Annotated in this window: 25 protein-coding genes and 1 other annotated feature; of the genes, 23 read left to right on the top strand and 2 right to left on the bottom strand. The window is 44.2% G+C overall.

Going from position 1 to position 24198, the window contains the following annotated elements; genetic code table 11:
- The first annotated feature begins 68 nt into the window (after positions 1–68).
- The 18 genes from ACNAZ4_RS14920 (at position 69) to thrS (ending at position 20378) form a co-directional block, all read left to right on the top strand.
- On the top strand, positions 69–545 hold the full coding sequence (locus tag ACNAZ4_RS14920; protein ID WP_415815522.1) for a MaoC/PaaZ C-terminal domain-containing protein: 477 nt from the start codon (positions 69–71) through the stop codon (positions 543–545).
- Between the two features lie 560 nt (positions 546–1105).
- Positions 1106–1822 (top strand): response regulator, encoded by a 717-nt coding sequence (locus tag ACNAZ4_RS14915; protein ID WP_415815520.1) that lies wholly within the window; start codon positions 1106–1108, stop codon positions 1820–1822.
- Positions 1819–3585, top strand: coding sequence for a two-component system histidine kinase PnpS (pnpS, locus tag ACNAZ4_RS14910; protein ID WP_415815518.1), 1767 nt, complete (start codon positions 1819–1821; stop codon positions 3583–3585). Before ACNAZ4_RS14915 ends, pnpS begins: the two co-directional genes overlap by 4 nt.
- Before the next feature lie 63 nt (positions 3586–3648).
- Positions 3649–4215: a DUF4256 domain-containing protein gene (locus tag ACNAZ4_RS14905; RefSeq protein ID WP_415815516.1), complete on the top strand. Its 567-nt coding sequence runs from the start codon at positions 3649–3651 to the stop codon at positions 4213–4215.
- Positions 4216–4501: 286 nt separating this feature from the next.
- Positions 4502–5470 carry an FtsH protease activity modulator HflK gene (hflK, locus tag ACNAZ4_RS14900; protein ID WP_415815514.1) on the top strand — a complete coding sequence of 323 codons (969 nt, stop codon included), beginning with the start codon at positions 4502–4504 and terminating at the stop codon, positions 5468–5470.
- The gene (gene hflC, locus ACNAZ4_RS14895; RefSeq protein WP_415815824.1) at positions 5463–6398 is read left to right on the top strand and encodes a protease modulator HflC; all 936 of its coding nucleotides are present in this window, start codon (positions 5463–5465) and stop codon (positions 6396–6398) included. The genes hflK and hflC overlap by 8 nt, the downstream gene beginning before the upstream one ends.
- Before the next feature lie 117 nt (positions 6399–6515).
- Complete coding sequence (polA, locus tag ACNAZ4_RS14890; RefSeq protein ID WP_415815513.1) at positions 6516–9146, top strand: DNA polymerase I; 2631 nt, start codon at positions 6516–6518, stop codon at positions 9144–9146.
- Positions 9147–9182: 36 nt separating this feature from the next.
- Complete coding sequence (gene mutM / locus ACNAZ4_RS14885; RefSeq protein ID WP_415815511.1) at positions 9183–10010, top strand: DNA-formamidopyrimidine glycosylase; 828 nt, start codon at positions 9183–9185, stop codon at positions 10008–10010.
- Positions 10011–10095: 85 nt separating this feature from the next.
- Positions 10096–10728, top strand: coding sequence for a sporulation membrane protein YtaF (gene ytaF, locus ACNAZ4_RS14880; RefSeq protein ID WP_415815509.1), 633 nt, complete (start codon positions 10096–10098; stop codon positions 10726–10728).
- A gap of 25 nt (positions 10729–10753) precedes the next feature.
- Complete coding sequence (gene coaE, locus ACNAZ4_RS14875) at positions 10754–11350, top strand: dephospho-CoA kinase (RefSeq protein WP_415815507.1); 597 nt, start codon at positions 10754–10756, stop codon at positions 11348–11350.
- A 255-nt stretch (positions 11351–11605) separates the two neighbouring features.
- Entirely contained in the window at positions 11606–12637 is a 1032-nt protein-coding gene (locus ACNAZ4_RS14870; protein WP_415815505.1) for a glyceraldehyde-3-phosphate dehydrogenase, read from the top strand.
- A gap of 308 nt (positions 12638–12945) precedes the next feature.
- Entirely contained in the window at positions 12946–13326 is a 381-nt protein-coding gene (gene speD / locus ACNAZ4_RS14865; protein WP_415815503.1) for an adenosylmethionine decarboxylase, read from the top strand.
- Positions 13327–13430: 104 nt separating this feature from the next.
- Positions 13431–13835, top strand: a complete 405-nt coding sequence (locus ACNAZ4_RS14860; RefSeq protein ID WP_415815501.1) for a hypothetical protein — start codon at positions 13431–13433, stop codon at positions 13833–13835.
- Between the two features lie 127 nt (positions 13836–13962).
- Positions 13963–14421, top strand: coding sequence for a transcriptional regulator NrdR (nrdR, locus tag ACNAZ4_RS14855; RefSeq protein WP_415815822.1), 459 nt, complete (start codon positions 13963–13965; stop codon positions 14419–14421).
- 295 nt (positions 14422–14716) lie between these two features.
- Complete coding sequence (locus ACNAZ4_RS14850) at positions 14717–16132, top strand: replication initiation and membrane attachment family protein (RefSeq protein ID WP_415815499.1); 1416 nt, start codon at positions 14717–14719, stop codon at positions 16130–16132.
- 5 nt (positions 16133–16137) lie between these two features.
- Entirely contained in the window at positions 16138–17070 is a 933-nt protein-coding gene (gene dnaI, locus ACNAZ4_RS14845) for a primosomal protein DnaI (RefSeq protein WP_415815497.1), read from the top strand.
- Between the two features lie 130 nt (positions 17071–17200).
- Positions 17201–18076, top strand: a complete 876-nt coding sequence (gene ytxC / locus ACNAZ4_RS14840) for a putative sporulation protein YtxC (RefSeq protein WP_415815495.1) — start codon at positions 17201–17203, stop codon at positions 18074–18076.
- Positions 18077–18446: 370 nt separating this feature from the next.
- A complete protein-coding gene (gene thrS / locus ACNAZ4_RS14835; RefSeq protein ID WP_415815493.1) occupies positions 18447–20378 on the top strand; it encodes a threonine--tRNA ligase in 1932 nt (643 codons plus the stop codon).
- A 40-nt stretch (positions 20379–20418) separates the two neighbouring features.
- Here the strand turns inward: thrS and ACNAZ4_RS14830 are convergent, their stop codons facing one another.
- Positions 20419–20622, bottom strand: a complete 204-nt coding sequence (locus ACNAZ4_RS14830; RefSeq protein WP_311072092.1) for a hypothetical protein — start codon at positions 20620–20622, stop codon at positions 20419–20421.
- Between the two features lie 255 nt (positions 20623–20877).
- Positions 20878–21004, top strand: a sequence feature (ribosomal protein L20 leader region).
- A 131-nt stretch (positions 21005–21135) separates the two neighbouring features.
- Between ACNAZ4_RS14830 and infC the strand changes: the two genes are divergently transcribed.
- From infC to ACNAZ4_RS14805, 5 genes are all read left to right on the top strand, one after another.
- The gene (gene infC, locus ACNAZ4_RS14825) at positions 21136–21639 is read left to right on the top strand and encodes a translation initiation factor IF-3 (RefSeq protein ID WP_023627046.1); all 504 of its coding nucleotides are present in this window, start codon (positions 21136–21138) and stop codon (positions 21637–21639) included.
- Between the two features lie 16 nt (positions 21640–21655).
- Positions 21656–21856: a 50S ribosomal protein L35 gene (gene rpmI, locus ACNAZ4_RS14820; RefSeq protein ID WP_023627047.1), complete on the top strand. Its 201-nt coding sequence runs from the start codon at positions 21656–21658 to the stop codon at positions 21854–21856.
- A gap of 37 nt (positions 21857–21893) precedes the next feature.
- Positions 21894–22253, top strand: coding sequence for a 50S ribosomal protein L20 (rplT, locus tag ACNAZ4_RS14815; protein ID WP_215037128.1), 360 nt, complete (start codon positions 21894–21896; stop codon positions 22251–22253).
- A 235-nt stretch (positions 22254–22488) separates the two neighbouring features.
- A complete protein-coding gene (locus ACNAZ4_RS14810; RefSeq protein WP_415815490.1) occupies positions 22489–22764 on the top strand; it encodes a DUF1294 domain-containing protein in 276 nt (91 codons plus the stop codon).
- A gap of 57 nt (positions 22765–22821) precedes the next feature.
- A complete protein-coding gene (locus tag ACNAZ4_RS14805; RefSeq protein WP_415815488.1) occupies positions 22822–23394 on the top strand; it encodes a TVP38/TMEM64 family protein in 573 nt (190 codons plus the stop codon).
- 60 nt (positions 23395–23454) lie between these two features.
- On the opposite strand, the gene ACNAZ4_RS14800 is transcribed toward ACNAZ4_RS14805, so the two are convergent.
- Positions 23455–23853 (bottom strand): sigma-w pathway protein ysdB, encoded by a 399-nt coding sequence (locus ACNAZ4_RS14800; RefSeq protein WP_415815486.1) that lies wholly within the window; start codon positions 23851–23853, stop codon positions 23455–23457.
- Positions 23854–24198 lie beyond the last annotated feature (345 nt).

The following is a 24198-nucleotide window of genomic DNA, read 5'->3' as shown; positions in this document are numbered from 1 at the left end:
GTATATTGTTTTGGGACAAAGGAATATAATGCAACTAATCGAACTTCTATTGCAAAGGGGTAAACGCTATGCTGCTTGGAAGAAAACGTAAGCTTGGCAGGAAAATAGAAGAAATCACTGTCGGAGAAAAACTGACATTAACAGAAAAAATCGAGGATAAAGACCTCCTTTTGTATCTGGGATTGACAAATGATGCGAATCCTTTGTATATCCAGCATGATTATGCTTCACAAACACCATATGAAAAGCCGATTGTTCCGGCGATCATGCTGAATGGGATCATCACATCAGCTGTTTCCAAATACCTTCCGGGACCTGGAAGCCATATACTTAAACAGGAAATAGAATATGTGAAACCTGTCTATCATTATGGAACAGTGCAATTCCTGTTTGAAGTAACAGAAGTCATCAGAAGCAAGCATAATGTCGAAATAACTGTTACAGGAAAAAATGAAGATGATGAGACGGTTGTAAAAGGGCGGATGCTTGTCTGTCCTCCTTATCCAGTGCAGCGCATGGACGGTAAGGCATTGGAGAATTTTTAAACTTTGGGATGTACATTCATTTGTACATCCTTTTTCATTGTATACGAGGAAATTATAAAAGCATTTTTGTGTGGATAACTGCATATGGGTGTCTTAAGCCAGCTCCAGCGCCTAGCCCCTCGAGACGCTTGGCTAGCTGCGGCTCCTAACTCCTCGAGACGTTACGGTCCTGCCAATGAAGTCAAAGGACGACTTCACTGGCAGGCCCTCCAACGCTTGTCGGAGTTGGGCAGTCGCCTCCGCTTTTCGAATTGTCTAGTGTCGCCTCCTAGAAACTCCGAAACTTCAACTCCGCCCGCAGAAGCAAAAAGCGTTTCTTTGTCGGAGTCTCCAGTTTCTGCGTTTCTGGGCAGTCGGCTATACTTTTCGATTTCGGTCCTGCCAATGAAGTCAAAGAACGACTTCACTGTCAGGCCCTCCAGCGCTTGTCGGGGCTGAACAAGGCGCTTGCGCTTTTTGTTCTTTCATCGTTAAATTTGATTTTACATAGCAGGTTGATATTATAATGTAGATAGAGCTATTTGGATGAATCAGGGGTAATAACTTTTTTGGAGGCTTATATGAACAAGAAGGTTTTGGTTGTGGATGATGAACAATCTATTGTGACACTGCTGAAGTATAATCTGGAGCAGGCTGGTTATTCGGTTGTGACCGGAATGGACGGCGAGGAAGGAATTCGCCTTGCAGCAGAAGAAAAACCGGATTTGATGGTGCTCGATTTGATGCTTCCGAAGCTTGATGGCATGGAAGTATGCAAGCAGCTCAGGCAGCATAAAATCAATGTACCGATTTTAATGCTGACGGCAAAGGATGACGAGTTTGACAAAGTGCTTGGCCTCGAACTGGGTGCAGACGATTATATGACGAAGCCTTTCAGCCCCCGTGAGGTTGTGGCAAGGGTGAAAGCCATCCTTAGAAGGGTTCAGACAGTGCCCGATATCGTGGAAGAAAAGCAAGAGGACGAAGGGCAGATCAAAATAGGAGAGCTTAAGATCATGCCGGACTTCTATGAAGCCTATTTCATGGGCGATTTACTTGAATTGACACCGAAGGAATTCGAATTGCTTCTCTATCTGGCCAAAAATAAAGGCCGGGTACTGACGCGGGACCAGCTGCTAAGTGCGGTGTGGAATTATGACTTTGCCGGGGATACAAGAATTGTAGATGTACATATAAGCCACTTACGCGAAAAAATCGAAAAAAACACGAAGAAGCCATCCTATATTAAAACGATCCGCGGCCTTGGCTATAAGCTGGAGGAACCGAAGGGAGAATGACAAAGTACAGGACGCGTCTCTTATTTGCCCTCATTACCTTGATCATCATCGTGTTAATAGGCCTGGGCCTGTTATTGGGACAATTATTCAAGAATTATTATATCAATTCATTCAATGAACGCCTGAAAATTGAAATGAATCTTCTCACCTCCAATATTGAACAAAATGGAGGGCTTGGATCTCTGGATAAAAAAGAGATTTTAAAGATGAGCCAGCTGCTGAACGCGAGAATCACTATCATTGACCTTGGCGGCGATATCCAATATGACACTGGTGAACTTTCAAGTACAAAGATCAGCAGGCACAAGGAAATAATTGGGGATATCGTCAAGGATACGCCAAAGAGGCAAAGCGACCTTGAAGTCGGGGGCGGCTTTGATCTGCATTATTATTGGAACCCGCTCATTAATGACGGTGAAAAAGAAGGGTATGTCTTTTTGACAACCAAGATTGATGAACTGCAGAAAGCATATCGCCAAATCTGGTGGATCCTGACCATCAGTCTTGGTATGGCATTGGTCGTGATCATCCTCCTCGGTACCAGGATCACTAACCGCTATACGAAACCAATCGAGTCAGCGACAAATGTAGCGATTGAGCTGGCAAAAGGGAACTACCGTGCAAGGACATATGAGGACCATATAGACGAAACGGGTATGCTGAGTTCATCCATCAATATCCTGGCCAGAAATCTACAGGAATTGATGAAGCTGAAGGAATCACAGCAGGACAGATTGTCCACGTTGATAGAAAATATGGGCAGCGGACTGATCCTGATTGACAGCAGGGGATTCATCAATTTGATCAATAAGCCATACAAGGAAATCTTCAATGTAGAGGCTTCTGAATATCTGTATAAACTTTATTATGAAGTAATTGACCACGAAGAAATAATCCGGATGGTCGAAGAAATTTTCATGACAGAGCAAAAAGTCAGGAAGCAGGTGGTGCTTCCGATTGAGATTGAAAGACGCCATTTCGAAGTATACGGAGTGCCCATCATCGGTACCAGCAATGTCTGGAAAGGGATCCTCCTTGTATTTCATGACATTACCGAGCTGAAAAAGCTCGAACAGATGAGGAAAGACTTTGTGGCGAATGTCTCGCATGAGCTTAAGACGCCGATCACATCGATCAAAGGCTTTTCTGAAACACTCCTTGATGGAGCGATGAATGATAAAGCCACTCTGGAAGCCTTCCTGGATATCATTTTGAAAGAAAGTGACCGTCTGCAAGTATTGATCCAGGAATTGCTGGATTTATCTAAAATTGAACAGCATGGTTTCCGGCTGTCAGCTGGAAGTGTGGACCTCCATCAGCAAGCAGCGGAAGTCATTGAGATATTAGAAGGAAAAGCTGCACAAAAGGATATTGTTCTGATGCTTGGCAAGACGGAGCAACATGCAGTCATTGAAGGGGATGCTGACAGGCTGAAGCAGGTTCTGATCAATCTCGTCAGCAATGCCATCACATACAGTCCGAATGGCGGCCGTGTGGACATCTCAATAATCGACCAGGAAGACACTGTTTCCGTAGTGGTCAAAGATTCGGGTATTGGCATTGAGAAGAGTGAGATCCCAAGAATCTTTGAGCGTTTTTACCGGGTGGACAAGGCAAGGAGCCGGAACTCCGGTGGAACAGGCCTTGGGCTTGCAATCGTGAAACATATCGTGGAGGCTCATAAAGGGCAAATTGAGGTATCCAGTCAGGTTGGTAAAGGAACCATCTTTACGATCAAGCTTTATAAGAAACTGCCTCAATAAGAAGGTGTTTATGCCTCCTTTAGAGAAGTGAAAGCAGAGCTTTTATAAATAGGAGGAATTTGTATGCCAGATAAAAAGAAGGAATTGTCACCGGAAGAGCATGAGGAACTGTTCTTGATTTTAAAAACACGTTTTGAAAAAAATATGGATCGCCATGAAGGTATTGTCTGGGAGGATGTACAAGCCAGGCTTGATATGAACCCGGAAAAATTGTGGACTCTCAACGAAATGGAAAAAACAGGCGGAGAACCTGATGTTGTTGGCCATGAGAAAGAGACGGGAGAATACACTTTCTATGACTGCTCAGCTGAAAGCCCTAAAAGCCGCAGAAGTGTTTGTTATAACCGTGAAGCGCTGGAATCCAGGAAAAAGCATAAACCAGAAAACAGCGCCATGGACATGGCAGCTGACATGGGAATCGAACTTTTAACAGAGCAGCAATACAGGGAACTGCAAGAGCTCGGGAATTTCGATTTGAAAACGTCGAGCTGGGTGAAAACGCCGGACCGTATTAGAAGCCTCGGAGGCGCACTTTTCTGTGACCGCCGCTACGATACGGTGTTCTTATATCACAATGGAGCAGATTCGTACTACGCTGCAAGAGGGTTCCGCGGCGCACTGAAGGTGTGAGTTCGTTAGCCTGAATAAAGCTTTGGAGAAGAAAAGGTTTTCCAAATTTACATAGTCTTAACAAGAGGTTTATTTTTACTTAACACTTCCTTGCTATCATCATTAGTGAAAACCCCTTCATCCAAGGAGCCGAAAGAAGCACAAGCAGACCCCGCTTGTGCTTTTTTAATTGCTAAAATCTCCCCTTTCGGCAAAACAATATTACAAATCTCATACTTTTTGAAACTTTTATGACTTCTAATCGTAAAAACAAACATAGACAGAAACATAGGAAGAGGGGAATTCGATGGTAAGCTTAAAAAAGATTTACGTGACGGGCGGTATTGTCGTTCTTGCCATTATTTTGGGCCTTTCTGCTTTCACGACCTGGTATACGGTCGATGAATCAGAACAGGCGGTCATTTTGACATTTGGCAAGGTGGAGGAAGGAATCAGCGAGCCTGGATTGCATTTCAAGCTTCCTTGGCCAATCCAGAGTGTCGAGAAATTATCGAAGGAAACATTCAGCCTTCAGTTCGGCTATGAAGAGAAAAACGGTGAAATCGTCGAGTTTCCGGATGAAACGAAGATGATTACCGGTGATGAGAATATTGTGCTGGCCGACCTGGTTGTTCAATGGAAAATTACTGACCCGGCAAAATATTTATACAATGCTGATAATCCAAGAGAGATTCTGTATGATTCAACTTCGGCATCTGTCAGAAGCATCATAGGAAGCTCCAAAATTGATGATGCGCTGACTTCAGGGAAGGCAGTAATCGAAGCGGACGTCCGTGACTTATTGTCGTCATTGATTGAAAAATACGATATGGGTGTCTCTGTCGTTGGCGTAAAACTCCAGGATGTTGAGCTGCCAAATCAAGAAGTCCGCAAAGCTTTTACCGATGTGACCGATGCACGTGAGACAATGAATACAAAAATAAATGAAGCAAAGAAATACCGCAACCAGAAAATGAACGAAGCACAGGGTGAAAAGGATGCGCTCATTTCAAGGGCGGAAGGTGAAAAAGCTGCCAGGATCGAACGGGCGCGCGGTGACGTTGCTGTATTCAATAAACTGTATGTTGAATACAAATCGAACCCGGAAATCACCAGACAGCGTCTAATATTGGAAACGCTTGAGCAGGTGCTGCCGGGAACGGAAATTTACATCATGAATGATGAAGGTAATACAATGAAGTATTTCCCGATTCGCCCGCTCGAAGCGGATAAGCCTAAGTCAGAGAAGGAAGGCAGTGAAAAGGATAATGGTTGATCAAAACGTGATTGATTTGAAGGAACGAGGCGGCGGTTCGTTCAATTGGAAAAACTATACGAAGATGGGGATTTTCCTGATTATTCTCATTGCCCTTCTGGTTTTCATTTTCACAAATGTTTTCGTTGTAAAACAAGGTGAATATAAAGTAGTGAGACAGTTCGGTGAGGTTGTCAGGATTGTAAAGGAACCTGGACTCAACTATAAAGTTCCATTCATCCAGAGTGTATCCACACTGCCAAAGTACCAAATGACTTATGATGTCTCACAGGCGGAAATCAATACAAAGGACAAAAAGAGAATCCTCATCGATAATTACGCGATCTGGCGTATTGAGGATCCGAAAAAGATGATTTCCAATGCAAGGACTCTAGAGGGTGCGGAATCGCGCATGGAAGAATTCATTTATTCTGTTGTCCGTTCTGAACTCGGGCAGCTTGATTATGATGAAATCATCAATGATGAAAAGTCCTCCCGTGGTTCGTTGAATGACAGGGTAACTGAAAAGGTCAATGAATTTCTGGACGGCGGCAATTATGGTGTCGTTGTAACTGATGTCCGGATGAAGAGAACGGATCTCCCTGGAGAGAACGAGAAATCCGTCTTCACCCGTATGATCTCTGAACGTGAAACGAAGGCACAGGAATATCTGTCAATGGGGGATGCTGAAAAGAACAGGGTCATTGCCCAGACAGATCGTGAAGTGAAAGAGATTCTCGCAAAAGCAACAGCCGACGCAGAAACCATCCGCGGGGAAGGCGAAGGGGAAGCTGCAAAAGTATATAACCAAACATTCTCTAAGGATCCCGAGTTTTACACCATGTTCCGTACTCTTGAATCCTACAAAAAGACAATCAACGGCGAAACCGTCATTGTCCTCCCATCAAATTCACCATACGCAAGGATGCTGATGGGTTACACAGATTAATAGAAGGCTGGCAAAAGGCCGTTATTTTTCTTTCTATCATCTCTCATGATAAAATAGAAAGGAATTTAACGGTCTTTTTTTATATATAAAATTCCCATGACCTGGAGGAGGAATGACATGTCCAAGAAGCTTGTACTGATTGATGGCAATAGTATCGCCTATCGTGCGTTTTTTGCTTTGCCGCTGTTGAATAATGAAAAAGGGATACATACAAACGCTGTTTACGGTTTTACCATGATGCTGATGAAAATTCTCGAGGATGAAAAGCCTACTCATATTCTTGTCGCGTTTGACGCAGGAAAAACGACTTTCAGGCATAAAACGTTTAGTGAATATAAGGGGGGCAGACAGAAGACGCCGCCAGAACTTTCCGAACAATTCCCATTCATCCGTGAACTGCTGACAGCTTACGGAATTGCCCAATATGAGCTGGAAAACTATGAAGCGGATGATATCATCGGCACATTAAGTTTGCTGGCTGAAAAAGAAGGGTTCGAAACGAAGGTCATATCCGGTGATAAGGACTTGACTCAGTTGAGCTCCGACAAAACAACAGTCAGCATCACCCGGAAAGGCATCACGGATATCGAGGAATATACGCCGGAACATATCATGGAGAAATATGGGCTGACGGCGCAGCAAATCATTGACATGAAAGGTCTCATGGGAGATGCATCCGATAATATCCCGGGTGTTCCCGGCGTTGGGGAAAAGACAGCCATCAAACTGCTGAAGGAGCATGGCACGCTTGAAAAGCTGGTTGAATCAATTGACCAGGTCAGCGGGAAAAAGCTCAAGGAAAAGCTTGAGGAATTCAAAGACCAGGCCTTCATGAGCAAGGAGCTTGCGACCATCACACGGGAAGCCCCGGTAGGAATCGAGTTAAGCGAGCTTGAGTATGAAGGAGCAGAGAACGACAAGCTGGTGAAAATGTTCAAGGAACTCGGATTCAACTCGTTATTGGACAAGCTTGGCGCAGACACTGTAACCGATAATGTCGAGCTGGATGACATAGAGTTCGAACAGCTCGATACAGTCAACCCGGCCATTTTTGCAAAAGAAAACGGTTTTTACGTCGAGGTGCTTGAGGATAACTATCACTATGGAGATATCGTAGGTTTTGCGATCGTGAATGAAAACGGGAATTATTATCTGCCTGTGAAAATCGCTCTCGAATCTGAAGAATTCAAAAAATGGGCTGAAGATGACTCCAGCAAAAAGACAGTCTATGATGCAAAACGTTCCGAGGTTTCCTTGCGACATCAAGGCATCCATCTGAAAGGTGCCGATTTCGATGTGGCACTAGCATCCTATATCATCAATCCTTCCGAATCGCCTGATGACCTTGCTGCGATTTCCAGACAGCATGGCTTCATGAGCGTCCAGGCTGACGAAGTTGTCTACGGGAAAGGTGCCAGACGGAAAGTACCAGATGAAAAAATACTTGGCGAGCATTTGGTGCGCAAGGCAGATGTACTGCTGTCCTTAAAAGAAAAGCTGGAACAGGATTTGTGGGATAATGACCAGCACGACCTGTTCAGCAGCCTGGAAATGCCATTGACGCTGGTGCTGGCAGATATGGAATATCTCGGTATCAAGCTGGATATGGCCCGTCTCGAAAACATGGGTGAGGAAATCAAAGGCCGCCTCGCTGAAATTGAAACAAAAATCTTCGAAATGGCAGGAGAGCAATTCAATATCAATTCACCGAAGCAGTTAGGGGTCATCCTGTTCGAAAAACTGGGCCTTCCTGCAGCCAAAAAGACGAAGACCGGTTATTCTACGTCAGCTGATGTGCTTGAAAAATTGGCATCTAAGCATAAAATCATCGAAGAAATCCTGAACTACCGCCAGCTTGGCAAGCTGCAGTCAACCTATATCGAAGGGCTGCAAAAGGTTGTTAATAAGGAAACGGAAAAAGTCCATACGAGATTCAATCAGGCGCTGACCGCAACAGGAAGGCTCAGTTCAACGGACCCTAACCTGCAGAATATTCCGATCCGCCTTGAAGAAGGCCGGAAAATCAGGCAGGCATTCGTTCCTTCTGATAAAGATTGGGTGATTTTTGCTGCTGACTACTCACAAATTGAACTGCGTGTCCTTGCCCATATTGCCGGGGACGAAAAACTGATCGATGCTTTCCGTAATGATATGGATATCCATACAAAGACGGCGATGGAAGTTTTCCATGTCGGAAAAGATGAGGTCACTTCCAATATGCGCCGCCATGCGAAGGCGGTTAACTTCGGGATTGTATATGGAATCAGCGATTATGGTTTATCGCAGAGCCTGAACATCACGAGGAAGGAAGCCGGAGAATTCATTGAACGCTATCTTGAGAGCTACCCTGGCGTGAAAGAGTATATGGATGAAATCGTCAAAGACGCGAAGGCAAAAGGGTATGTGCAGACATTGCTGCACAGGCGCAGGTATATACCAGAAATCACGGCACGCAACTTCAACCTGAGAAGTTTTGCGGAACGGACAGCGATGAATACACCGATCCAGGGAAGTGCAGCTGATATCATCAAGAAGGCAATGATCGATATGGCTGAAAGGCTGCGCGAAGAAGGGCTGAAGACCAGGCTGCTCCTTCAGGTGCATGATGAATTGATTTTCGAGGCGCCGCAGGATGAGATTGAGAAGCTGAAGAAAATAGTCCCGGATGTCATGGAAAATGCCATTGAATTAAAGGTTCCTTTGAAGGTGGACTTCTCATACGGTCCAACCTGGTATGATGCGAAATAAAGACAAGATAAGTAAGGTTAAGAAAGGCGGGATAGGATGCCTGAACTTCCAGAGGTAGAAACCGTCAGGAGGACGCTTGAGGTTCTTGCAGTGGGCAAGGAAATCGGACATGTTTCGGTTTTTTGGCCCAAGATGATCAAAAAGCCAAGTGAAGTTGAGCAATTCAATGATGCCCTTCGCGGCCAGAAGATCAGTGGAATCGACAGGAGAGGCAAATTCCTGATATTTTATACAGACAACTACGCCCTTGTCTCCCACTTGAGGATGGAAGGGAAATACGGGCTATTCAGCGCAGAGGAACCTGTAGAGAAACATACCCATGTCATTTTTCATTTTACCGATGGCAAAGAATTGCGCTATAAGGATGTCCGCAAGTTCGGGACGATGCACCTCTACGCCAAGGGGACTGAATTCGATTCGCAGCCGCTCGCTGATTTGGGTCCTGAGCCATTTTCAGGAGATTTCTCGGTAGAATGGCTGTCAGAAAAGCTCAAAAGGACCAACCGGAAAATTAAGCCCGCGCTGCTTGATCAAAAGATCCTTGTCGGGCTGGGGAATATTTATGTTGATGAGGCGCTGTTCCGGGCGAAAATCCACCCGGAACGGATTGCGAACTCGTTGTCCCAGGAAGAAGAATCGGTCCTCTACAGGGAAATTGTCAGCACCCTTTCCGAGGCTGTGGAGAAAGGCGGCAGCACCATCCGCTCCTATGTCAATTCCCAGGGTCAGATCGGCATGTTCCAGCTCCAGCTGCTGGTGTACGGCCGCAAAAATGAGCCATGCAAGGTTTGTGGCACACCCCTTGAAAAAACAGTCGTCGGTGGACGGGGTACCCACTTTTGTCCATCATGCCAAAAACTCTGATCAAATAATCGCCTGTTGATTTTCTCACCATATCTAGGCTCCTTCCATATACTAACGTAGCGATTGACAGGAAGGAGCTCAGTTTATGGCACAAATAATCTCCCTGCTTTTACTTGCATTCGCTGTCAGTATTGACAGTTTCAGTGTAGGGTTAACGTATGGATTGCGGAAAATGAAGATCCCGGTTAAATCGATTGCCGTCATTGCGGTCTGTTCAGCGGTCGTCCTGATGGCTGCCATGATGATCGGACATTTTCTCGAGAGCTTTTTTTCACCTGAATTGGCAGAGACACTGGGTGGCACTGTCTTGATCGTACTGGGCGGATGGGTGTTATTCCAGTTTTTCCGCGATGACCAATCAGAGATGCTCTGTCATGAAAAAATCATCCTGAACTTTGAGATTAAATCACTTGGCATTGTTATCAATATTTTGAGGAAACCGATGTCGGCAGACTTTGACCGTTCGGGTACGATCAATGGAATCGAGGCCGTCATGCTTGGCCTTGCCCTGTCTCTTGACGCATTCGGAGCCGGGATTGGCGCTGCCTTGCTGGGCTTTTCGCCTGGCTATCTTGCTTTGACGGTGGCCTGTATGAGTTCATTGTTCGTCTATGCCGGCATGAGAATGGGCAGTTATTTTTCAGAAAGCGGATGGCTGCAGAAGTTTTCATTCGTTCCTGGAATCTTATTGATTATAATTGGACTGCTCAAGCTTTAGCGGTCTGTTTGAAAGGATAAAACTTATGTCATTAATCATTGGATTAACCGGAAGTATAGCGAGCGGGAAAAGCACGGTATCGGCGATGTTCACTGAACTTGGCATCCCTGTGATCGACGCTGATATCGAAGCAAGGCTTGCTGTTGAGCCAGGAGAAAAAGCATATAATGACATTGTCGGCCATTTTGGCACAGAGGTTTTAGAAGAAGATGGAACCATCAATCGCCCTGCATTAGGAGCGATTATTTTCAACAATGAGGAAAAAAGGCTGCTGCTCAACTCGATCGTCCATCCTGCCGTACGCGAACGGATGTCCATGAAAAGGCAGCAAGCCGAAGCAGCAAATGAAAAAGCAGTGGTTCTGGACATACCATTGCTGTTTGAAAGTAAGCTCACAGGGCTGGTCGAAAAAATCATCGTCGTCTACGTGGATGAGAAGACCCAGCTGGAGAGGCTGATGTCCAGGAATGGTTTTTCTGAAGATGAAGCACTTTCAAGGATTAAGTCCCAGATGCCTTTGAAGGATAAAGTGGATATGGCAGATGAAGTCATCGACAATACGGGAACGATCGAACAATCAAGACAGCAATTGATGAACATCCTGAATAAATGGGGAATCTAAAGAGCCGAATTGGGCTCTTTTTTCTTTTGACGCAAATCCTAGTTATGAACAATAGGGTTTCCTGTTCCAATCCAATCATCCTGGTTTCAAAAAAATCCTCATCATAATACACATGTATTCAGTGAGAAATATTATCAGAATTATTTTAAATTTTAAATGTGTGCATTTATATATCACAAATAATTTTTAATATGTTATACTAATACCATAACAAAGGGTTATTAAGTATAACACTAATTCGGAAGGGGCCGTACAATGAAGGCGAGAATAGCGATAAACGGTTTTGGGAGAATTGGAAGAATGGTATTCAGAAAAGCCATTCTTGAAGAAAATCTTGAGGTTGTAGCGATTAATGCGAGCTATCCAGCTGAAACACTGGCGCATTTGATTAAATATGATTCAACTCATGGTCAATTTGCAGGCGAGATCATCCCTGCTGATGATCACCTGGTCGTTAACGGGAAAACTGTCAAACTATTGAGCAATCGCAATCCTGCTGAGCTTCCGTGGAAAGAAATGAAGATTGATATTGTCATAGAGGCAACAGGAAAATTCAACTCACGTGACAAGGCAGCGCTTCATCTCGATGCCGGCGCAAAGAAGGTCATTATTACTGCACCAGGAACAAATGAAGATATTACGATTGTGATGGGTGTAAATGAAAGCGCATTAAATATCGAAAAGCATGACGTTATTTCCAATGCTTCGTGCACAACGAACTGCCTCGCACCTGTTGCAAAAGTGCTTGATGATACATTCGGAATTGAAAACGGTTTGATGACAACGGTCCATTCCTATACGAATGACCAGAACAATATCGATAATCCGCACAAAGATTTGCGAAGGGCGCGTTCTTGCGGCCAGTCAATCATCCCTACTTCAACAGGGGCAGCAAAGGCGCTGTCGCTCGTTCTGCCACAGCTGAAAGGAAAGCTTCACGGCATGGCGCTTAGGGTGCCAACGCCAAACGTTTCACTTGTCGACCTTGTTGTTGACTTGAAGCGGGAGGTCACTGTTGATGAAGTGAACGATGCGTTCTATTCAGCTGCAAAAGGAAAGCTTAAGGGCGTACTGGATATCACAACAGATCCGCTCGTATCCGTTGATTTCAACACGAACGAGCACTCGGCAATCATCGATGGACTGTCGACAATGGTCATTGGTGCCAACAAGGTGAAAGTACTAGCTTGGTATGACAATGAATGGGGATACTCAAGCAGGGTAGTGGACCTGGTAAAGCATGTAGCCCAGGAGATGTCTGCTTCAGCCGCCGTGAAAGTCGGATAATTGAACATATAAAGAAAGCCTGCCGGATCGGCAGGCTTTTTACTGTGGGACAAACTCTGAATACCTGAAGAATAGTGAACTATGAAACTGTGCACATGGTGTGAAGAATTTAGGTGAAAAAATTTATTTTCATGTGTTGCAAAAAAAATATAAACAAAGTATACTAGTCATCGTGAACTTCTTAATAACGGTACCAATTGGCTACTTAAAGGGTTAGGACCTCTCTGGACTAACTTTCCCCCGTGGTAGTTAAGATACCATTGAAACTAGGAATTTCATTCTAATATTATTAGAGGGGGAAATTGAATATGGAAACAATGGGTCGTCATGTAATTTCTGAACTTTGGGGTTGCGATTTTGAAAAATTGAATGATATGGATTATATTGAACAAACTTTCGTTTCAGCTGCATTGAAGTCTGGAGCTGAAATCCGCGAAGTGGCTTTCCACAAATTTGCGCCACAAGGTGTAAGCGGAGTTGTCATTATCTCTGAGTCTCATTTAACTATTCACAGCTTCCCGGAGCACGGATACGCCAGCATTGATGTTTACACTTGCGGCGATCTGGATCCTAACATTTCAGCTGACTATATTGCTGAAGCTCTTGGCGCTCAAACTCGCGAGAATATCGAAATTCCACGCGGTATGGGTCCTGTGCATGTCAAGCAGGCACAAGCAAAGGCTCTATAATTGAAAATATGTAAATTTCCAAGGGGTGTAGCGATACACCTCTTTTTATTTTGGGCCAAAATTAAGGTAAACTATAAATAGAATAATCCACGGGAGGATTTTTGATGTCTCTTTTGAAATCCATAACAGGAAGATACGAGAAATTTAGCGGTACAAGTGAGAACAACAAGGATGAACAATTGCGGACCCATTATTATAAAGCGAATTTTAATCAGGCGTTCCAGTCAGTCGAGGACCTCTTTAAAGCAAATCCTGCAGCGAGGATCACAAGTGTATCGAAGGAGCATGGAGAAATTTCCGCAGAACTTGACGGAAGGATTAAAGGTTTCTTGACCGCGACCGTCATTACGACTAAACCATTTGAAACAGCGGTTGATCTACATATCTCCTCGGATAAATTTTCTTTTGCAGGGATCAATCCTGCATTGAGGCAAGAACTGGTCAAAATATATGAAAAGCTGGACAAAACACTTACGTTCATCGGTTCAGGCAAATATGGAAATCAATAGTTCCTCTTGTCCCATCACCATCTTTTTAATAAGATAATAGTAAGGATAATGCTTATGGACGTATTGGTGGAAAAAGCGAATGGTCCTTCGCTCATTCTATATTTCAAAATATTCGGAGCTGATCGAAATGAAATGTCCAACTTGCCAAAATAACTCCACCCGGGTTCTTGATTCAAGACCGGTTGACGATAGCCGATCAATTCGACGCAGACGTGAATGTGAAGCTTGCGGATTTCGCTTTACCACTTTTGAGAAGGTCGAAGAAATCCCTTTGATTGTCGTGAAAAAAGAAGGTACCCGTGAAGAGTTCAATCGGGAAAAGCTGCTTCGCGGTCTGATAAAAGCTTGTGAAAAACGCCCTGTCGCTTTAAAAGAACTGGAGGATCTGGTTTCCGAGGTGGAAAAAGAGCTTCGCAGCCATGGTGTTTCCGAAGTGAAGAGTGAAGCGGTTGGAGAAATGGTGATGGACCGGCTGGCTAAGATCGATGAAGTCGCCTATGTCCGTTTTGCCTCTGTGTACCGTCAGTTTAAGGATATCAATGTATTCATCGATGAATTGAAAGAGCTGTTGAAGAAAGAACAATGATTAGCCTGGAGTCAGACTGCTGAAGGGTATTAACAAAGGCGCTTGCGCTTTAAAAATTCACTTCGAGAATTGTCTAGCTCCAGCGCCTAGCCCCTCGAGACGTTTCGGTCCTGCCAATGAAGTCAAAGAACGCCTTCACTGTCAGGCCCTCCAACTCTTGTCGGGGCTGATCAAGGCGCTTACGCTTTTCTTTGAAGGAGCTGAAGGAAACTTCGGCTCTTTTTAAGGCTCATTAAAGCTTTTTTAATTGTGGTGTAAGTAAGAATTTTAACCGTACAGAATGGAGGGAATCAGGATGGCTCAGCATTGGCAGGAAACTTTGCCTGTGGATCAATATAATGTTGCATCCGGCGGCCTGCTGCATGATTATGATCGCAAGGTGCTCACCTTTTTGTACCAGCCTTTGATTGGGCCAGCTTGCTTAAGCCTTTATATGACCTTGTGGGCCGAACTTGAAGAAAATCGGCTATGGTCACAATCTGGTACCCATCATAATCTGATGACAATCATGGATATGAATTTGAAGGACATTTATCATGCACGCCAGAAGCTTGAGGCCATGGGTTTGCTAAAGACGTATGTGAAGAATAATGAAGACGGCCGTTCATTCATTTATGAATTGCAGCCGCCATTGACTCCAGAACAATTTTTCCTGGATGGCATGTTAAATGTCTATCTGTACCGAAAGATCGGAAAGAATCAATTTTTGAGGCTAAAGCGATTTTTCAGTGACAAGCTGCCCGAGGCAGAGCCAGGATATACGGAAATAACCAGGGCTTTTCAGGACGTGTTCCTGTCAGTTCCTCCTCAGGCTCTCATGCACAATGAGGATTCAGCTGCCGATCTTGGGGAAGATGAAGCGCAATCTTTCATCGGCAGGATGGAACCTTCCAAGATTCAGGTTGACCCTGCTGAATTTAACTTTGAACTGTTAATGGGAGGTCTTCAGGATTCTTTAATCCCGAAAAAGGCTTTTACCAACAAGGTCAAAGAAGCAATCAGCAATCTTGCCTTCCTTTATGGGATAGATGCATTGAAGATGAAGAATATCGTCCTGAGTGCCATAACCGCTGATAATGAACTCGATATCGAGGAACTGAGAAAGGCAGCCCGGGACTGGTACCAATTTGAATACCAGGACCAGTTGCCGGCGCTGCTTGATCGGACCCAGCCTTATCAGCACAAAGCGGGGATCGAGAAACCAAAAACGCAAGAAGAGGAACTGGTTCTCTATTTCGAAAAAACCTCCCCGAGACAGCTGCTGATCGACTTATCGGGTGGTGCTGAGCCTTCGAAATCCGATTTGCAGATCATCGAGGAAGTGATGTTCAAGCAAAAGCTGCTCCCTGGTGTCGTGAATGTCCTGGTCCAATATGTTATGCTCAAAACGGATATGAAGCTGGCAAAAGGCTATATCGAGAAAATCGCCAGCCACTGGTCGAGGAAAAAAATCTCGACTGTCAGGGAGGCCATGGAACTGGCGAAAAGTGAGCACAGGCAATACCTCGATTGGGCTGAAGGCAAGAAAACGACCGCTTCATCAGGAAAACGGAAACCTGTCCGCAAGGAAGTTTTGCCAGACTGGTTTGAGAAAAAGAGCGAGAAAGGATCGGACCAAAAGCAAAATTCTGCTGCTGGAGTGGATCCTGACTTTGAAATAGAAAAGAAAAAGCTTGAAGAAGAACTGAAGAAATTCAAATCCGGGAGGTGACTCATTTGGAAAACATAAATGAAACGCTGAAGAAGCTTGCTAACAACCAAAACTTCCAGGAACGGTATGAAACACTTAAAAGACAGGTGATGCAGGATCAGCGTATAAAGGAATTCCTTGATAAGAATGCGGACCATATCACCAGGGAAATGCTTGACGGCAGCATGTCAAAGCTTTATGAGTTTTCGACCCAGAGCAAGGGCTGTGACAAATGCGAAAGTCTCGCAGCCTGCAGGAATATGATCAAGGGCTATGAACCAGAGCTTTTCATCAAAGGGAATTACATTGATGTCAAATATGATCGTTGTAAAAAGAAGGTCATGCATGATGAGCAGCAAAAGAACGCACGTCTGATTAACAGCATCTATGTGCCGAAGGAAATTCTGAAAGCATCATTCGGGGATATTGAGCTTGATGACGCCGGAAGATTCAAGGCTATAAAAATGGCGAAGGATTTCATCGAGAATTATGAATCCGGCCAGAAGCAAAAAGGTCTGTTTCTTCATGGCCCGTTCGGAACGGGCAAGTCGTACCTGTTAGGCGCCATTGCAAACGAATTGGCACAGAAACAGATCAGCTCATTGATTGTATATGTTCCCGAGTTTTTCAGGGAAATGAAAAATGCGATCGGTGATCATACGGTCAACGAAAAGCTGGAAGCAATCAAGAAAGCTGATATCCTTATGCTTGATGATATCGGGGCGGAAACGATGAGCAGCTGGGCCAGGGATGAAATCCTTGGAACGATCCTGCAATTCAGAATGCTCGAGAATCTTCCAACATTCTTCACCTCCAACTTTGACCTCAAAGGGCTTGAACACCATCTCACACACAGCCAGAGGGGAGAAGAAGAGCAGTTGAAGGCAGCGAGGATCATGGAACGGATCAGGTACCTTGCACAGCCGGTAAAAGTAGAAGGCAAGAATCGGAGAGTTTAAAAGTAGGCTGCAGCGAAAAGGCTGCGGCCTTTTTTTTGCCATTTAGGCATTCAGCTGCGATCTGGATACTTCTAAATTGTCCAAGTCCCCCATATATATAATCAGGGATTATTTAAAAGGGGGGATATGGTTGATTGAAATCATCTTCCAAAAAAAGCAGGATGCCTGGAATTTATACCATCACCTGACAGCCAGGCTTGCTTCATTGCAGGAAAAGAATTCAATTCTTCTTAATGAAGATCGAAATAGAGTGCAGATTCCAGAAGATTTTTTCGTGAAAGAAAAATTAGCGGCACTGAAGAAATGCGTATATGATTTTACCCTAAAGCTGAAACGTGATGACTGGTTAAGAAACATCCTGGCCGAATCCTATTATTACACCGAAAGTGATGAACAGGATCAAATCCTCGATATTATCTACTCGGTCATGGAAGGGAACAGAAAGGATCTGGCTCCTTTTATGGAGGGAGTCGATGAGCCGGGGATTGTTAAAAGCTCAATCAATGAAATTCTGGACGAAAGAGTCTCGTTTTCATTTGATTCTTTTGTCATCTTCAGACTGAAGTCATATTTCGAGCAGCTGACGAATTGGATAGAGGTCGCAATCGATGAATATAAAATGGAGCAGGAATACCAGGTATTCCTTCATACATTGAGAAGCTTCCTGAAAGACAGAAAATCGCAAATGCCTTATTTGTATTTGGTCATCGGTGAAAATATGACGTTCTTTAATCATGAGTTCAAGGAGATGAAGCGGAGCGAGCTGTTTAAAACCATCGACCGAAAGCTGCTTGTCAATCACCCTGTCTACGTTGATTCAGGAACGATTGCGCCGCTTTTGTCAATTGCACCGCAAACCATCTTCCTGTATACCGATGATCCGCACCAGCCATTAGTGCGGACGATTATCAACCTATTTGAGGAACGGGTCAAGATTAACCCGATTTCTGCCTTTGATGAGGAAAGATTGGATTTTTTTAATGAAGATCATGAAAATATACGATAGCCCACTTGATTTTCAAAACATTACAAACTATAATTACGTACATACTAAATCAATACTAAATCAATAGTAAATGTAATGATGAGGACATGGGCATTCTTGAAAGGTTTGCAGAGAGGGAAGTCTAGGCTGAAAACTTCCTAACACTTAAGAAACGCTTACCACCTCTGAACTCCAGCTGTGAAAGCCTATTCGGCAAGTATTGGCTGGCGGCAGAAGCCGTTACCGCAACCAGAGCCATTCCTGCATTAGTTATGCGCAAGAGTGGGAATTGGGTGGAACCACGTGTGATCAAACTCGTCCCTGTTTCAGGGACGGGTTTTTTTATTTTTTGCGCAAATAATGCGCCACATTTGAGAAGGAGGAAAAGCCAATGGCAGACATGTTAAAAATATCGTTTCCAGATGGAGCAGTGAAGGAGTTTCCGGCAGGCACTACAACTGAAGACATTGCCGGTTCAATCAGCCCGGGACTTAAGAAGAAAGCCATTGCCGGTATGGTGAATGGAAAGCCATATGATTTCAAGAGACCGATCGAGGAGGATGCATCGATTGAAATCATCACTCCAGACCATCCTGAGGCACTGGAAATCCTGCGCCACAGCACAGCTCACTTAATGGCACAGGCAGTCAAGCGTCTGTATAAAGATGTGAACCTAGGAGTAGGCCCGGTCATTGAGAGCGGCTTCTACTATGACATCGATATGGAGCATTCCCTGTCACCAGAGGATTTGCCTGAAATTGAAAAAGAAATGAAGAAGATCATCAATGAAAACATAGAGATTGTCCGCAAAGAAGTAAGCCGTGAAGAGGCCGTGGAGTTTTTCAAAGATCTCGGCGATCCTTATAAGCTTGAATTGATTGAAGCAATCCCGGCTGATGAAAAAGTGACTCTTTATGAGCAGGGAGATTTCGTTGACCTTTGCCGTGGCGTCCATGTTCCATCAACTGGAAAACTGAAGGAGTTCAAATTGCTGAGCATTGCAGGTGCATACTGGCGCGGCGACAGCGACAACAAGATGCTGCAGCGTATTTACGGAACAGCATTTTTCAAAAAGGAAGACCTGAAAGAGCATTTGAGACTGCTTGAAGAAGCGAAGGAACGCGACCACCGCAAGCTTGGCAAAGAACTCAGCCTGTTCACAAACTCGCAAAAGGTTGGGCAGGGACTTCCACTTTGGCTTCCGAAAGGCGCGACAATCCGCCGCATCATCGAGCGCTATATCGTCGATAAAGAAGTCAGCCTTGGCTATGACCATGTTTACACTCCGGTAATGGGAAGTGTCGAGCTTTATAAAACTTCCGGCCACTGGGACCATTATCAGGAAAACATGTTCCCGGTCATGGAAATGGAAAATGAGCAGCTCGTCTTAAGACCGATGAACTGCCCGCACCACATGATGGTGTACAAAAACAGCATCCATAGCTACAGGGAGCTTCCAATCAGAATTGCCGAGCTTGGAACAATGCACCGTTATGAAATGTCCGGCGCACTGGCTGGTTTGCAGCGTGTACGCGGAATGACTTTGAACGATGCTCACCTTTTTGTCCGCCCGGATCAAATCAAGGAAGAGTTCAAACGTGTCGTTGAGCTAGTTCTTGAAGTTTACAAGGATTTTGACATGAATGATTACTCGTTCCGTCTGTCCTACCGTGATCCAGAAGACAAAGAGAAATATTTCGATGATGACCAGATGTGGGAAAAGGCTCAAGCCATGCTTAAAGAAGCGATGGATGAAATGGGACTCGACTACTTCGAAGCAGAAGGCGAGGCTGCATTCTACGGACCGAAGCTTGATGTCCAGGTCAAGACTGCTCTTGGCAAAGAAGAGACACTGTCAACTGTACAGCTCGACTTCCTGCTTCCTGAGCGCTTCGACCTGACTTATATCGGTGAAGACGGCAAGCATCATCGCCCGGTTGTCATCCACCGCGGTGTCGTATCGACTATGGAACGTTTTGTAGCCTTCCTGATTGAAGAGTACAAAGGTGCATTCCCAACATGGCTGGCTCCAGTCCAGGCACAAATTATCCCGGTTTCACCTGCGGTCCACTACGATTATGCAAGGGAAATCAAAGAAAAGCTTAAAGCAGAAGGCTTCCGCGTCGAAATCGATGGCCGTGACGAAAAAATCGGCTATAAGATCCGCGAAGCACAAATGCAGAAAGTCCCTTACATGCTTGTTGTCGGTGACAATGAAGTGGCTGATAAGGCTGTCAACGTCCGTAAATACGGCGAACAGAAATCCGAAACAATTTCCTTTGATGAATTCCTGGAGTTATTCAGGAAGGAAGCGAAGAAATAAAAAAAAGAGGGGCCAGATGGCTCCTTTTTTTTTCACGGTATTATTCAATAGGTTTCGAACAGGTGGGACATAGATTTTTGGTATAGCTGCGCTGTATCCTCTCACCGCAATTCCGGCAGGATTTTATGTTAACAGGCGTATTATCAATATCATTAGAAAAACCATAGCCAGTCCTGAAAAATTTCAATGCAGTACCAGCGAGCAGTCCAGTGATCACACCGGTGATGATAATCGCGATCAGCATTTGTACACCAGCTTTCTTGTCTATTTCTACCAATCATTATACCAGGAAAGAAGCAATCAGGCATTGACATATTAACGAATAGTTGTAATTCCATGTCATAGCTTTTGCGGATAAATTTAATTTCGCCTGAAAAAAAGTATTGCAGCCTGTATTCCTATCTGATACAATACTTTTTGTTGCAGTTAACGAAAAGTGATTCGTTTGACACATCAATTTCTTTATGCTATATTAGCAAGAGTGAACTGAATACAAGTTTTAGGAAAGAAGAAGCACCCGCTTCTCACCTGGCTGACGCAATTGAGCTGTTGGCAGGTAATACGTAAACGTCTAATTATTTTGTTTCCGTAAGTGTGGGTGTCGTAGCCTGCACTTTTTTTATTGCAAAATAAAAATGGACTATATCGTATGTCATTGTGTGAGCAGGATGAGGCTTCGGCCCTGGCAATGCACTTCTTCTCCTTGACAATGTATTCGATAAAACCCTGGAGGTGGCTAATTATTAGCAAAGATGCGATGTTACTAAACGAGGGAATTCGTGCTCGCGAAATTCGTTTGATCGATCAAAATGGCGAGCAATTAGGAATTAAATCCAAAGCTGAGGCTCTTGAGATCGCAACGCGCGTAAATCTTGATCTTGTCCTTGTTGCTCCGAACGCGAAGCCTCCTGTAGGCCGAATCATGGACTACGGAAAATTCAAGTTTGAACAGCAAAAGAAAGAAAAAGAAGCACGTAAGAACCAAAAAATCATCACAACTAAAGAAGTCCGTCTTAGTCCGTCAATTGATGAGCATGACTTTAACACGAAGTTGCGCAATGCTATCAAGTTCCTGGAAAAAGGCGATAAAGTTAAAGCATCAATCCGTTTTAAAGGCCGTGCTATAACTCATAAGGAAATTGGTCAGCGTGTTCTTGATCGCTTCTCTGAAGCTTGCAAAGAAGTAGCGACAATCGAATCACATCCAAAAATGGATGGCCGAAGCATGTTCCTGGTACTAGCACCTAAAACTGAAAAGTAACGAGGAGGAAGTCCCAATGCCAAAAATGAAAACTCACCGCGGCACTGCCAAGCGTTTCAAGAAAACTGGAACTGGCAAACTTAAGCGTTCACACGCTTACACTAGCCACTTATTTGCTAACAAGTCTACAAAAGCTAAGCGTAAGCTTCGCAAATCTGCAATTGTTTCAAAAGGCGATTTCAAACGTATTCGTCACATGCTTGACAACATTAAGTAAACTCGAGGAATCTCGATTTATATAGGAGGGTAATTAAATGCCACGTGTAAAAGGCGGTACAGTTACGCGCAAGCGTCGTAAAAAAGTCATTAAATTAGCTAAAGGTTATTATGGTTCTAAACATACATTATACAAAGTTGCTAACCAGCAGGTTATGAAATCCCTAATGTATGCATTCCGCGACCGTCGCCAGAAGAAGCGCGACTTCCGCAAACTTTGGATTGCTCGTATCAACGCAGCAGCTCGCATGAACGGTCTTTCATACAGCCGTATGATGCATGGCCTTAAGCTTGCAGGTATCGAAGTAAACCGCAAGATGCTTGCTGAACTAGCAGTAAGCGATGCTCAAGCATTCGCTCAATTGGCTGAAACAGCTAAGCAACAGTTCAACAAGTAATCATACGATAAGACTAACCATTCTCATATTGAGGATGGTTTTTTCTTTTTTTGATATATAAAAGTCCGCCATCGTTATTTTTATCGGACAAGTGGAAGCGTAATTCTGGGAAAANTGTCCGATAGAAGGGCTCTAACGGACAAACAGAAGTGGAACCGCGAGAAAAATGTCCTATCATGATTCCAGACGGTTATAATTAAGCAATACAAACATCATTATAAGAGGATGTGAAGACGTGGAAAAATGGATATTGACCAGTTTAATCATCGTAATGAATCTTGCCGGTTTTCTGATCATGGGCATAGATAAAAAGCGGGCAAAAAACAATCATTATCGAATCAGCGAAAGAACGTTGTGGACTATTGCTTTCCTTGGAGGGGCGATCGGGGCAACTGCCGGCATGAATCATTTCAGGCATAAGACGAAGCATGCCCAGTTCAAATATGGCCTGCCGGTGCTTGCTGTTTTAGAGATTGGTATTTTTACATATTTGTTTAAGCTGTTGGCATAACAGCTTGGATGATTCTATATGCTAGTAGCAACAGAGATTCGCAGGCAGGTGACATAAATGGATGATGCATGGTCGATGCTGCTGATTATTGTGGAATCTGGAAGCTGGTTTGCACCAATTGTGTTTATTCTTTTTCATGTTTTCCGTCAGTTCATATTCATTCCGCCTGCAGTTGTCTGCGTCGCGGGCGGTCTCCTTTTTGGGGTGGTTCCGGGAATCATCTATTCACTGGTCGGGTTGACCGGAGCCAGTATATTATTTTATGTTTTAATGAAAAAAATTCCGGAGACAATGCAAAGGTTAAGCAGATTGAAAAAGCATCTGGTAGGGCGGTTCAGGGACTTGACTGTAACACAGGTTGCATTGTTGAGGCTGATCCCGCTGATTCATTACCAGCTGCTGAGCTTTTGCCTGTATGAGCGGAAAAAAGATTTTAAGGAATTCATGCTCGCCTCATTTCTGGCGAATATTCCGTTCGTGATCTTTTTTACAGTCTTCGGGGAGAGTATTGGAGATTTTGATGCGTTCGCAGGAAGCTTCCTGATTATTGGTCTGCTGGTGCTCGCCTATCTTTTGAGAGAGAAGAGCACACTGATTAAATGGCGGGAATTTTTTGATGTGACATCTTGAATAAGGAAAGAATGTACAATAGGAAAAGCGTCCGAATAATAATCGGACGCTTTTGTCTTATTAATCTTCTTCCGGCTCATGATTCGCCATGAATTCCTTGATCGGGCTTTTCCAGTCGATTTTGGCGACAGGATAGCTCTCGCGGATCTTTCGTTCGATGAATTGGAAGTCTTCAAGCACGAGCCCCTTCAAGGCAGACGTTTTCTTGGGCCAAATGAAGATGGAAACGACCTCGAAGGCAGATGGAGTCGTACCTAGATACTTTTCCCCCTCAAACAGAACCCCCTTATACGTCAACAAGAAGTTCTTGCGGACATTGTCCGGGTCATCCAGTAAAAAGAAGCGCTTCTGCTCGTGAGCAAGCTCCAGCTTCCGTTTCGGATGGAATAAATACTTCACACCACTATATATCAGGAAAATGAATAATAATAACAAAATAAGACGTAAAAGCAGAATCATGACTGCCCCTCCAATGCGAACTTTCCTTATTTACGAATGAGATTCCAAATAGTTTCAACAAATTTATAATTGTTTTATACTTTTTTATGCGGAGTATGATTGTGGATATAGGATGGATCCATTTTAAAGGGGAAACTGGTGCAAACAAGGATTTATATCAGTATGGGTGGAGTTTTGACAGTTTTATGTGAGAATAAGGAAAAGCTGTCAGAAGTAAGCCCAAGTTANGACAGGTTTAGGTGGGAATCAGGAAAAGCTGTCAGAAGTAAGCCGAAGTTCGGACAGGTTTAGGNGNAANNNAGGAAAAGCTGTCAGAAGTAAGNNNAAGTTCGGACAGNNTTANNT

The organism is Mesobacillus thioparans (genome assembly GCF_965138835.1).
In the GTDB taxonomy this organism is placed as follows: domain Bacteria; phylum Bacillota; class Bacilli; order Bacillales; family Cytobacillaceae; genus Mesobacillus; species Mesobacillus thioparans.
Note: the sequence above shows the minus strand (reverse complement) of the source record. Positions and strands in the feature narration are given on the sequence as shown.

Bases quoted from the DNA above. Each gene is read 5' to 3' on its own strand.
- ACNAZ4_RS14915 (WP_415815520.1), top strand. From the start codon at position 1,106: ATGAACAAGAAGGTTTTGGTTGTGGATGATGAACAATCTATTGTGACA.
- thrS (WP_415815493.1), top strand. From the start codon at position 18,447: ATGGCAGACATGTTAAAAATATCGTTTCCAGATGGAGCAGTGAAGGAG.
- ACNAZ4_RS14870 (WP_415815505.1), top strand. From the start codon at position 11,606: ATGAAGGCGAGAATAGCGATAAACGGTTTTGGGAGAATTGGAAGAATG.
- pnpS (WP_415815518.1), top strand. From the start codon at position 1,819: ATGACAAAGTACAGGACGCGTCTCTTATTTGCCCTCATTACCTTGATC.
- coaE (WP_415815507.1), top strand. From the start codon at position 10,754: ATGTCATTAATCATTGGATTAACCGGAAGTATAGCGAGCGGGAAAAGC.
- rpmI (WP_023627047.1), top strand. From the start codon at position 21,656: ATGCCAAAAATGAAAACTCACCGCGGCACTGCCAAGCGTTTCAAGAAA.
- ACNAZ4_RS14920 (WP_415815522.1), top strand. From the start codon at position 69: ATGCTGCTTGGAAGAAAACGTAAGCTTGGCAGGAAAATAGAAGAAATC.
- polA (WP_415815513.1), top strand. From the start codon at position 6,516: ATGTCCAAGAAGCTTGTACTGATTGATGGCAATAGTATCGCCTATCGT.
- ACNAZ4_RS14860 (WP_415815501.1), top strand. From the start codon at position 13,431: ATGTCTCTTTTGAAATCCATAACAGGAAGATACGAGAAATTTAGCGGT.
- ACNAZ4_RS14830 (WP_311072092.1), bottom strand. From the start codon at position 20,622: ATGCTGATCGCGATTATCATCACCGGTGTGATCACTGGACTGCTCGCT.
- ACNAZ4_RS14850 (WP_415815499.1), top strand. From the start codon at position 14,717: ATGGCTCAGCATTGGCAGGAAACTTTGCCTGTGGATCAATATAATGTT.
- hflC (WP_415815824.1), top strand. From the start codon at position 5,463: ATGGTTGATCAAAACGTGATTGATTTGAAGGAACGAGGCGGCGGTTCG.
- infC (WP_023627046.1), top strand. From the start codon at position 21,136: ATGTTACTAAACGAGGGAATTCGTGCTCGCGAAATTCGTTTGATCGAT.
- nrdR (WP_415815822.1), top strand. From the start codon at position 13,963: ATGAAATGTCCAACTTGCCAAAATAACTCCACCCGGGTTCTTGATTCA.
- ytaF (WP_415815509.1), top strand. From the start codon at position 10,096: ATGGCACAAATAATCTCCCTGCTTTTACTTGCATTCGCTGTCAGTATT.
- ACNAZ4_RS14805 (WP_415815488.1), top strand. From the start codon at position 22,822: ATGGATGATGCATGGTCGATGCTGCTGATTATTGTGGAATCTGGAAGC.
- rplT (WP_215037128.1), top strand. From the start codon at position 21,894: ATGCCACGTGTAAAAGGCGGTACAGTTACGCGCAAGCGTCGTAAAAAA.
- mutM (WP_415815511.1), top strand. From the start codon at position 9,183: ATGCCTGAACTTCCAGAGGTAGAAACCGTCAGGAGGACGCTTGAGGTT.
- hflK (WP_415815514.1), top strand. From the start codon at position 4,502: ATGGTAAGCTTAAAAAAGATTTACGTGACGGGCGGTATTGTCGTTCTT.
- ACNAZ4_RS14800 (WP_415815486.1), bottom strand. From the start codon at position 23,853: ATGATTCTGCTTTTACGTCTTATTTTGTTATTATTATTCATTTTCCTG.
- ACNAZ4_RS14905 (WP_415815516.1), top strand. From the start codon at position 3,649: ATGCCAGATAAAAAGAAGGAATTGTCACCGGAAGAGCATGAGGAACTG.
- speD (WP_415815503.1), top strand. From the start codon at position 12,946: ATGGAAACAATGGGTCGTCATGTAATTTCTGAACTTTGGGGTTGCGAT.